General features: G+C 43.1%; 9 protein-coding genes and 1 pseudogene. All 10 read left to right on the top strand.

The genetic code is table 11. The annotated features are described in order from the left end of the window. The first annotated feature begins 10 nt into the window (after nt 1-10). Nucleotides 11-1,171: an NAD(P)/FAD-dependent oxidoreductase gene (locus tag A3751_RS00210; RefSeq protein ID WP_068450857.1), complete on the top strand. Its 1,161-nt coding sequence runs from the start codon at nt 11-13 to the stop codon at nt 1,169-1,171. Nucleotides 1,172-1,261: 90 nt separating this feature from the next. Continuing rightward, nucleotides 1,262-2,848 carry an AMP-binding protein gene (locus A3751_RS00215; RefSeq protein ID WP_197466055.1) on the top strand — a complete coding sequence of 529 codons (1,587 nt, stop codon included), beginning with the start codon at nt 1,262-1,264 and terminating at the stop codon, nt 2,846-2,848. Between the two features lie 49 nt (nt 2,849-2,897). Then, entirely contained in the window at nt 2,898-4,373 is a 1,476-nt protein-coding gene (locus tag A3751_RS00220; RefSeq protein ID WP_068450862.1) for an aldehyde dehydrogenase family protein, read from the top strand. A 214-nt stretch (nt 4,374-4,587) separates the two neighbouring features. Then, nucleotides 4,588-5,193, top strand: coding sequence for a TetR/AcrR family transcriptional regulator (locus A3751_RS00225; RefSeq protein ID WP_068450866.1), 606 nt, complete (start codon nt 4,588-4,590; stop codon nt 5,191-5,193). Between the two features lie 26 nt (nt 5,194-5,219). Then, a complete protein-coding gene (locus tag A3751_RS00230) occupies nt 5,220-6,299 on the top strand; it encodes an efflux RND transporter periplasmic adaptor subunit (protein ID WP_068466156.1) in 1,080 nt (359 codons plus the stop codon). Next, nucleotides 6,296-9,613, top strand: coding sequence for an efflux RND transporter permease subunit (locus A3751_RS00235; RefSeq protein WP_068450873.1), 3,318 nt, complete (start codon nt 6,296-6,298; stop codon nt 9,611-9,613). The genes A3751_RS00230 and A3751_RS00235 overlap by 4 nt, the downstream gene beginning before the upstream one ends. 290 nt (nt 9,614-9,903) lie before the next feature. Next, nucleotides 9,904-10,149, top strand: a complete 246-nt coding sequence (locus tag A3751_RS00240; RefSeq protein WP_068450878.1) for a type II toxin-antitoxin system Phd/YefM family antitoxin — start codon at nt 9,904-9,906, stop codon at nt 10,147-10,149. A gap of 1 nt (nt 10,150) precedes the next feature. Continuing rightward, complete coding sequence (locus tag A3751_RS00245; protein ID WP_068450882.1) at nt 10,151-10,573, top strand: type II toxin-antitoxin system VapC family toxin; 423 nt, start codon at nt 10,151-10,153, stop codon at nt 10,571-10,573. Between the two features lie 17 nt (nt 10,574-10,590). Next, on the top strand, nt 10,591-10,803 hold the full coding sequence (locus tag A3751_RS00250; protein ID WP_068450885.1) for a hypothetical protein: 213 nt from the start codon (nt 10,591-10,593) through the stop codon (nt 10,801-10,803). Between the two features lie 147 nt (nt 10,804-10,950). After that, nucleotides 10,951-11,432, top strand: a pseudogene (locus A3751_RS00255) (site-specific integrase); the annotation flags it as partial.

An 11,432-nucleotide genomic window follows, 5' to 3' on the forward strand; every position in this document is an offset into this window, starting at 1 on the left:
GAACTGGAAAGTGAAACACATTGTTATTGTTGGTTCTGGCCATGCTGGATTGACCCTTTCAAGAGAGCTCCGTTTACTAAATAAAGATATTGCGATTACTCTGCTTTCACGAGATTCGGGCGATATGTATTACAAGCCCAATTTGTCTAAAGCTATTTCTATGAAGAAAAGCCCCGCAGACTTGGTCATGAAGAGAAAGTCTGTTTTAGAGCAGGAACAGAATATTAATATTCTGAGCGAAGTAAAGGTAACGGGAATCGAGAAAGAAGCTAAGTGCCTATTCTATTTGGATTCAGATGGCGTCGAAAGAGAGCTCGACTATGATCAATTGGTCCTGGCAACAGGTGCTTCTCCCGTTGATCTTAAACTAACAAATTCTGAAAGATGCATCTCTGTTAACTCGTTATCTGACTACGAGAAATTTAGAGAACAATTGGAACAATTAGATCCTAAGGAGAAACGCATAGCCATTATTGGTGCAGGCTTCGTAGGAGTAGAGTTTGCAAGTGACCTTTGCTCAAACGGTTATGAAGTAGATGTTATTGATGCTGGTGATTGGCCTTTAAACCAGGCGTTGCCAAAAGAGCTTGGGAACAAGGTGATGGCAGCATTTCCAAGTGATAAAGCTAAATGGCATATGGGGTGCAAGGTTTCCTCGGTAGAAGATGAAGGAGAGGTACTTACTCTAAATCTAAATAATGGAACATCAATTACAGCCGGTATGATTATTTCTTCTGTTGGGCTGTCACCTAATGTTGAACTTGCTCGAGCGGCAGGTTTGGAGGTAAGTAGGGGAATTGTTACGGATGAATATCTTCGAACGAATTATGCAAATATCTATGCATTAGGTGACTGTGCGGAGACCTTTAACATTGTCAGACCATTCATTGGTCCAGCGACGCAATCAGCGAAATGCTTAGCAAAGACTTTAATTGGTGAAGAAACTGCTGTTGAATTTATACGCCAGGCCGTACAGGTCAAACTTTCTTATATCCCTTTGCTTATATGCCCCGCCTCTGAGCCTGGAGGTGATTGGAATATTGACGGGGAACAAATAAACCTAATCGCTAGATATATAAGTGCTTCTAGGTTAAACGGGTTCTCATTACTAGGGGAGGCTGTTACTCAGAAAATACAGCTTCTTAAGGAGTTCCCTTTAAATACCGCATAATTTACGGGCATAGAGGAAATGCAGATTGAAACGTTTGCGCTTGATTCGCCTCGTTTTTTATTGCATGAGTGCTAATTGGAACCAATTCTATTGATTAAAGAACAGAGAACAATAATGACATATACAGTAGAAAACAAAACGCTGGCAGATCTTTTAGAAATCGCTTTTAGCCGATACTCTGATAGACCAGCATTCAGTGCTTTAGGCCAAACCCTTTCGTTTTCTGACATAGAAGAAAAGTCGCGTTCTTTGGCATATTGGCTTCAGAATGAATCTGGCCTGGAGACTGGCGATCGCGTTGCCATTCAACTTCCGAATATCGCGCAATATCCTATCGTGGTTTATGCAATTCTTCGTGCAGGGATGGTGGTTGTTAATACCAATCCAATGTATACCGATCGAGAAATTAAACATCAGTTGACCGATTCTGGTACAAAAGCAATATTCATATTTCAACCTGTTTTGCCTGTGTTTAATAAGGTTAAAGATCAAACATCTATTGAACGGGTTATTGAAGTAGGTGCAACAGATTTACTAACAGGCCATACGGAACTATCAATAGAAGGCAATCAGTCTTTTACTGATTTAGTTGGTATATACGCTGATAAATCGCTATCGAAGCGAAGCCCGATTTCTGAAACGATTGTTTTACAATACACCGGTGGAACAACAGGGGTATCGAAAGGCGCAGAGCTAACAAATTTGAACTTGGTAACTCATGCAGAACAAGTGATCGATCGCTTTTCTAATACATGTAAACCAGGTCATGAAATATTTATAGCACCTTTGCCTCTATACCATGTTTATGCTTTTAGCGTAAATCTTATTGTGTTTGCTTTGCAGGGAAATTTAAGTGTGTTGATTCCCGATCCTAGGGATCTCGATGCCTTTGTTAAAGCGATTAAGCCTTATAAATTTACGACCTTTTCGGGCATTAATACCTTGTTGGTAGGGTTAAGTAATCACTCAGGTTTTAGATCGCTCGACTTTTCAAACTTGAAATTAACCATATCAGGCGGGGCAACACTGACTACGAGTGCTGCTGAGCAATGGTATAAGTTAACGGGTTGCACCGTTTCTGAAGGGTATGGTTTATCTGAAACCAGTGCAGCTTTATGTCTTAATGTTCCCGGGCAGGAAGAAATTGGAACTGTAGGTCTACCTCTTAAAGATACGATTATAGATATACGTAGTGAGGCTGGTGAATCTCTGCCTGATGGACAAGAAGGTGAGGTTGTGGCGAAAGCGCCACAAGTTATGAAAGGCTATTGGAATCGTCCGGAAGAAACGCAAAAGGTGATGACAGAAGATGGATTTTTTAGAACGGGTGACATCGGAAAGCGAATGCCTAGCGGCACGATTAAGATAGTTGACCGTTTAAAAGATCTTATCATCGTATCTGGTTTTAATGTCTATCCTAACGAGGTCGAAGATGTTCTGACCCAACACCCTGGTATTGTCGAAGCGGCAGTCGTATCGGAACCTGATGAGCGCGCTGGCGAAAAGGTTTGTGCATACATAACGGCTGCTCAAGAACTCAATGAGGAAGCGATTATTGAGCACTGTAGGGAGCACTTAACGAGTTATAAAATACCAAAAAAACTGGTCGTTATGGACGAGTTGCCGAAGTCTACGGTAGGTAAAATTCTAAGACGTGAACTGAGAACCGGTATGTAAGTAATCGGTTTTGTCGCAATGGAGTGAACAACCAGAGGAGTAAAACAGGATGTCTAATATCGCCACAAATCTCGAAGCAAAAGAATTGAATACAAACAATGCGCTGTCAATGAGTGTTGCAAAGATTGATCAGATCTTTAAACAACAGCAAGAAAAAGCCATCAGTTTACGGCTGAGCACCTTAGAACAAAGACGAGAAATATTAAAGAGATTCTTAATGGTTGTTGAACGCCATCAACCGGATATTATCGAAGCAGGTAAAAAAGATTTTAACAAGCCTGAGTCAGAAACCTTAGTGGCAGAAATATTTCCTGTAGTACACGAGATTAAACATACGCTTAAACATTTGAAAAAGTGGATGAAGGCTAAGCCTGTACCCGCGACAAAAGCGACTCTGGGAACTAAGTCTAAAATTGTTTATGAACCAAAGGGCGTCAGCCTAATTATTTCCCCTTGGAACTATCCATTTAATTTAACTCTTGGGCCACTGGTGTCTTCTATCGCTGCGGGGAATACCGCAATGATCAAGTCGAGTGAGTTGACACCCAATATGTCTCGAGTCATCGCAAAGATCGTGAAAGAAGCTTTCGACGAAGATCATGCCACGGTGTTTGAAGGTGAGGTTGATGTATCTTTGGCTTTATTGGAGAAGCCATTTGATCACATTTTCTTTACCGGAAGTCCGCAGGTTGGGAAGTCGGTTATGGCGGCTGCGGCAAAAAACTTGAGCTCTGTCACCTTAGAGCTCGGGGGTAAAAGTCCGGTTGTTGTAGATAAGAGCGCCAACCTGAAAAAGTCAGCGGGCAAGATTACTTGGGGTAAATTTGTTAATAATGGGCAGACCTGTGTTGCACCGGACTATCTGTTTGTTCACGAGGACGTTGCGGAAGAATTCGTTGACCATATGAAAGCGACGCTCGTTACGTTTTATGGTGATAATGTTAAGGATAATGAAGATTACGGGCGTATCGTGAATGAACGTCATACGCAGCGTATTAAAGGTCTAATAGAGGATGCTGTTCAACACGGCGGAAAAATTATTTGCGGTGGTGACGTTAATATATGTGACTGTTTTATAGCGCCAACCCTGATAAGTGGCAAGCTCGCGGATGAAGGCTTTATTAATTGCACTTTGATGCAAGAAGAGATTTTCGGCCCAGTCTTACCGATTATTACATATCGAGATTTAGACGAGGTTGTTAACCATATCAATAGAAACCATAAACCACTGGCGTTGTATATTTATTCTGAAACTAATGATGTTAGCGAAAATATATTATGCCGAACATCATCGGGGGGGGCTTGCGTGAATACTAATATGGTTCACCTACTACAAAGTAACTTACCCTTCGGCGGAGTTAACAATAGTGGACTTGGTAGTTCACATGGCGAATTTGGTTTTAAGGCATTTTCTCATGAGCGTTCGGTGCTAGAGGATAAGTTAACGGCTACAGCACTTATGTACCCGCCGTATACAGGAACAGGGAAGAGGTTGCTAAATATGATGATTAAACATTTATCTTAAATATCTAGCTCAGACTTCTTATGTTGCAGGCTCAAGAGGGTGCAGCTTTCTGGTTTTCGGTAATGATACTTATGACTGATAGTTGGTTTGGCTGGGTTCTGGATGAATTCCCTTTTCCAAAATATATGTGCAACCTATATATAAATCGTTCGTTCTATAGATAGGTTCGAATAATTATTGGTGTAGACCCAGTAGAAAACAACGTGAGATATCGATGGCAAGGTCAAAATTTGCAAATAACGAAGAAGCACTGAACGCTATCTTTAATGAATCAATCCCACTTTTTGCGAAACAGGGCTTTAGTGGGGCATCCATCCGACATGTAGCAACAGCCGTCGGTGTCAGCATCGCAACGATCTACCATCATTTTCCGGACAAGAAAGCTCTGTACTTGGCGACCATTGAAGCTTCCTTTAAAGATAAAGCTTTGGCCTTGGAAGATGCACTTCAACCGACAGGAGCGAAGGAACAGCAATTGAGATGTTTCATTGCCAGTTTTACCGAAATCATGGCTAATGATGAGAATTTCAGGCTTCTGCTTCAACGGGAACTTATCGACGGTGATGCGGAACGACTATCTACCTTGGCTGCTGATGTCTTCGTTAACCAATTTGAAAACGTACTGAAACTAGCAGAACGAATCTCGCCGAAAAGTGATCCTCACATGGCAGCTATATCGATGATTTCACTTGTTTTCTACCATTTGGAGGCGGCTCCTATTAGAGCCTTCCTACCTGGTGGAAAACCAGAGCACAATGATCCCACCGTCATTGCAGACCACGTTTGCAGTTTGTTGATCAATGGAGTTTTCCGAGGCTAATGCGATTGATTTTTAAAACCTGTAGTATGCTAATATTCGTATCTTTCTTGGTAGCTTGTACTGAGTCGAATTCGTCCAATAAACCTAGCGTAAGCTTTAATAATCCAATTGAGCTTGCAGTGCATTCGGTGCTTCAACAGTTGGTTCCTCGTTTCTATTCATCTACGGGATACACGAGTGTGTCTCGGAGTATTGAAATATCCACTTCACAGTCCGCTACCATTGATGAGCTAACGGTCAAGGAAGGAGACCTGGTTGCGCAGGGAGATCTGTTGGTTGCACTTGATGAAACAGAGTTGCTGACTTCGATTAAACGTGCAGAAAGTGCGATTGAATCTGCGAAAATCCGTCTGAAAGATCTAGCACATGACCTGGATAACGCCCGTCAATTGCGAGAAAAGCGCGTCATTACGGTTGAGCAACTTCGAAAGGCAAAGGTTCAACACAATCTCGCTGAGACGCAGTTGCAGCAGGCACAAAGTGAACTTGAACGGCAACTTGCAAGAAAGCCCTATCACCGTATTCATAGCCCCATTAACGCTCGAGTAATAAAACGATGGGTTAACCAGGGTGACCTAGCAGTGATTGGCAAACCGCTTCTACAGTTGGAAGCCATTCGAGGTTTGGAGTTCGAAACGTCACTACCTGCGGAATGGGCTAATTCCTTGCGTATTGGTGATAGCTACTTGATCAAAGTTCATAACCGCGAAGACCCTGTTCAGGCTCAGATTTCACATATCGTCAATAGTGTTGATCGCACCACTCAGACTATACAAGTCAAGCTAGCGTTGGCGGATTCAGAACGTATCGAGGCAGGTCTGTCCGGCCAGATAGATTTTGTGATAGCTACTGAGAGCCAATTGCTTGTCGAATCCTCTGCTTTGGTCAAGCGTGCTGGGGTTTTTGGTGTCTTTCGACTGGTACAAAACAAAGCCATTTTTACACCAGTGAATTTTGAACGTCAGTGGCAGAAATATAGGGTTGTCTTGTCTGGTTTAGATCCTTCGGATATTGTCATCACTTATCCGCCTTCAACCTTGAAAGATGGTGGAGCTGTTGTCGTTGCAAACTCTTCAGATACCAAGTATTCGAAGGCTGAGATATGAACGATAAGATCTCTCAGAGTAGTTCCACAAATAGCCACAACGCCTTCAACATCGCGCATCATTTAGCGAAAATATTTGTCGAATCGAAACTAGTACTCGCATTGGTTCCTGCGGTTTTATTGTTTGGTTTAATAGGCTTGTTTGAAACACCACGCGAAGAGAATCCTCAAATTGTCGTGCCTGCAGCTGAGATCACGATACCAATGGACGGAATGTCTCCTTTGGAGGTTGAGCACTTACTGTTAACGCCGCTAGAAAATCACCTGAACACTATGCAAGGCGTGAAGCATACCTATGGTGTCGCGGGTGAAGGCTTCGCCAAAATTCAGGTTGAATTCAAAGTAGGTGAAGATAAAACCGAGTCCTTCGTTCGGCTCTATGATCAAATGGAGCGTTATAAAATTCAGTTGCCGCCTTTAGCTGGCGAGCCACACATCAGTCTCGTAGATGTAGACGATGTGCCCTTTATGGTCGTCACTTTGGCTTCTAATCAATATGATCGATATCAGCTTACAAATATGGCTGAACGAATGACAGAGCATTTACATAGTATCGATGGAGTAGGGCTCAGTCAGATTCATGGCGGTCAAGAGAATGATGTTCGAGTAGAAATAAATCCAACTCGCTTGCAGGCTTTAGGGTTAGGACTAAACCAGATACGAGCACATATTCAGGCGGCTAACATTGACCATTCACTTGGCTTCAAAGTCATCGATAAAGACAACCAGCATATGCGTGTCAGTTACAAGTTAGAAAATCTGGAAGAGCTTAGAAAGTTGGTTGTATTTCGAGATACGGAAAAAGTAGTGCACCTTCAAGACATCGCGCATATAACGACTGAGCCCGATCATAAAAATTTAAGCCTCTCGCGTTTTAACTTTGGTCCAGCTGATCATCGTTTTGAAGAGTACAAAGGGCAAGAGATGGCAGCAGTCCATATTGGTATAGCAAAGCAAGGCGGCGTTAATTCCGTCCCTCTGGCCGAAGACATTTTGGAACGTATTGCATCAATGCAGTCGCAATGGATTCCCAAATCAGTAGAAGTTGTTACAACAAGAAATGACGGCCAGAACGCGAATGATTCTGTTAACACACTCATAGAGCATTTATTTATCGCGATTGCGGTTGTCAGTCTTGTGTTATGGGTCTTTTTGGGATGGCGCGCGGCAGCCATCGTATTTATTGCGATACCGATTGTTTTTGCGATTGTGATTGGTGTGGATTTTCTGGCTGGGCCAACGCTGAATCGCATCACCTTATACGCCTTAATACTCGCTCTTGGTTTATTGGTCGATGATGCCATTGTCGTAATTGAGAATATTCATCGCCATAACCAACTGTTGCCGGTGGATAGTTCCAAAGAGACGTATTCAAGAGCGATTGTGAACGCAGCTACTGAAATAGGTAATCCGACAACTTTAGCAACCATCACCGTGGTTGCCGTGTTCCTCTCTTTACTCTTGGTCACAGGGATGCTGGGTGAGTATTTTTATCCCATTGCTTTCAATGTACCTGTGGCAATGATTGCGTCCTTGCTGGTTGCATACATTGTCACACCTTGGGCCGCACGTCGTTTTCTACCTGTCACTCACGAAGAGCATAAAGAAATCTGGTTGCAAACACTTTATCGCAAGCTCTTCAAACGGCTTTATCAGCATAGTATGTGGCGTAGATTGTTTTTTATTGGAGTGCTCATATGCCTATTCGCTTCGCTTCTTCAGCCAGCCTGGCAATTTGTTAGGCCCCAGGGTGTTGGTGGCGAGCTATCGTCTCTTGGTGTCAATCTGGCATTCCTTCCTAAGGATGATAAGAACACCTTCCTTATTACGTTCAAGTTGCCAGAAGACGCTCCACTTGAAGAAACTGATCGTTTGGTTCGAGATATTTCCAGAATAGTATTGGCACATGAAGAAGTGATGAATACACAGACCTTCGTCGGTGAACCTTCCGTGATTGATTTCAACGGTCAATTGAAAGGCAACGCCAGTAATATTGGCTCCCAGTTTGCCGAGGTGCGCATCAATTTGAGTCATAAGTGGACTCGTGATATCAGCTCAATAGAGATTGTTAAGCAGCTTAGAAAGGAGCTCGCAGGCACCATTGGTCAAAATCCGGAGGCTACGATTCAGTTCGTGGAGGATCCCCCGGGTCCGCCAGTCAGAGCGACTGTTCTTGCTGAAGTTTATGAGCAAGATAATCAGATGAGGGAAGCAGTAGTGCAAGATCTGGAAGCAGTGTTCAAGGATACCTGGGATATGGCGGAAGTTTGGACCAGCAACACAATACCTATCAACGAGTTTAATTTTAAAATTGACCAGCGTAGAGTGCTGCTGGCCGGGTTGGACGTGCAGCAAGTGGCATCAGCGCTGAGTTTTTTCATACAAGGCGATATCGTAAATCACTTGTACGAACATGAAGCACGAAATCCGATTCCTATACGCCTCGTTGTTCCTCATGATCAGCGTATCACACCAGAAATACTGGCTCAGACCTTTGTTAAAAATAATGAAGGGGCGTCAGTGCCTCTGTCTACCGTGATTGATATCGTTCGAACTGAAAAAGCCACGCCTATTTTTCATAAGGATAATGAGCGAGTTTCGTACGTGGGTGGAGAGTTGTCTGCTAGTGCACCTTTGTATGCTGTACTGGACATAGATCAACGAATTGAAGCTATGGCTTTTGGTAATGAGTCAGTGATTACGACTAGAAATCTGGGCTTTGTGCCAGATCCACCAACCACCTTAGAGGGTTCTATCGTCCACTGGGATGGTGAACTAAGGCTCACCCTGGATGCATTCCGAGATATGGTTATAGCCTTAGGTCTATCGATACTGGCAATTTATTTTCTGTTAGTGACCTACTATCAGTCCTTTGGCTTACCGCTATTGGTTATGGTCTCAATTCCCCTGGGGTTAATCGGAGTCTTCCCAGGTCATTGGTTGCTTAATCAAGATTTCTCGGCACCCTCTATGATCGGTGTGATTGCGCTTGCGGGAGTTGCTGTTCGTAACTCGCTGTTGATTGTCGATTTCATTCGCGAGCGTATTGCCGATGGGATGACGCCAGAGGAAGCGATTTCGGAAGCGGGTGCCTTGCGCATTATTCCTATTACCTTAACCACACTGGCAATTGTTTTTGGCACGCTAATCATCGTACCAGACCCGGTCATGGGTGGCTTAGCTATTTCTCTGATCTTTGGTTCAATCAGCTCTGCCATCCTAACCGTATTTGTTGTGCCACTTTTGTATTCACGCATAAGTAGTATCAACTTATTCAAAAATATGAGGGCAATATTTGCGAATTTTTTTTGCTGAGTAAATGTGAATTTAGGTTGATCATCTGGTCCGCAACCTCATCTTTAGCAATGAAACTCTTTTGGTTAGTGTTGGCCAGACTTTCCTGTCGAAGATATTTCGAATCAGTGAGTCCGAAAGCGCATATTCAAGCCTCCATCAAAGGTCCGCTTCCCGAACAAAGCCAATGGAAGCAGGTGCTATATCATATCGCTAAATCCAACCCAAATGTAGCAACATAGAAACAATTGTAGACGATCACTAAACGCATGTAGTAACATTTATACATAAGATTGTTTTGGAGGTGAGCTATGTCTACATTAACCAGTCGAGAGTTTAATCAAGATACAGGCCGAGCCAAGAAAGAGGCGCTGTCTGGACCTGTGTATATTACCGATCGAGGGAAACCGTCTCACGTACTCTTATCTTATGAAGAGTACAAAGCTATGACGGAGAAGAAGGCGACGATTGGTGAGCTGCTTTCTATGGATGGGGTAGAGGATATCGAATTTACTCCGGGCCAAGTCACCGACAAAGCTGCAGCAGCAGAGTTTTAGTATGTATTTATTAGACACTAATGTTGTCTCTGAACTCAGAAAAGTAAAAAGCGGTAAAGCTGATAGCAATGTAGAGGAATGGTCAGCCCAAGTTGAAGCTGAATTGCTTTATGTTTCATCAATCGTCATTCATGAAATAGAGCTCGGGATTCTACGGGCTGAAAGATCTGATGCTGCGAAAGGTAAGATTCTCCGGAAATGGATGAGCGACCACGTTTTGCCAACTTTTGAGGGACGTATATTACCAGTCGATCAGGAAGTCGTTTTGGTTAGCGCCAAGTATCATGTACCAGACCCAAAGCCATATAGAGATACGTTTATTGCTGCAACAGCCGCTGTTCAAGATATGACAATCGTAACGCGCAACGTATCAGATTTTAATCTGGACAACCTCAAAATATTCAACCCTTGGGAACAGAGTTAAACCTGGCGAGTATTTTTATGGCTGAATTATCACAAGAGGTATTACAGGAGTTTTCTGATCGAGTAGCAGAAATATGCGAGCAAATGGAGCTCGAGCCTGACCAAATGCTCGAAGCTATCGGCAGCACGTTCATTGGCGCTGTTATGAGCTTTGGAAAAACAAGCTATCAAGTAGAAATATCCGGAGTCGCAAGTGCCGCTGTGGAAACCATGTTTGGGGCATCCGACTAACTTAAGGTCTTGGAATAGGCTAAAGAAAGCCATGTAGATTGACTCGAATGCCTGATGATATATCCGATATTTGTGAATATCGGATATATTGAATATCAGAAAATCAAGGCTATGCTTAATCTAAAGCTCTTTGATAACGATTAAGAAATGAAGGACCCTAAGCGAAACCCGCCATCACCAATCATTGATAACCTAGAGTTTATTGGCAATCCATTTAAAGTCGCGCCGCAGAGCCCAAACTGGATAAGCTTTTCTGACGCTCAGCAAGATCTAGAGTTGTCATTGAAGTTTCTTTATAGCTATAACGGCAGTACAGCCACATTCAATAGCTATCGAAGAGAGCTCGAACGACTTTTACAATGGTCCTGGCAAATCGAAAAGACTTCAATTCTTGAGCTACAGCGTGAGCACATAGAAGAATTCATTAATTTCTGTATCAACCCACCTGAAGCTTGGATAGGTATAAAGAATGTCGCCAGGTTTAAAAAGTCGCCTGACGGGAGGATACCTAATAAAGACTGGCGCCCGTTTGTTGTTAACGTGTCAAAAGAAGAGTTCAAGCGAGGAAAAGAAGCAAATATTGGGGAATACTTTCCTTCTCAAGCTGCGATAAAAGCAACGTTTACAGC

This window comes from Oleiphilus sp. HI0080 (assembly GCF_001635135.1).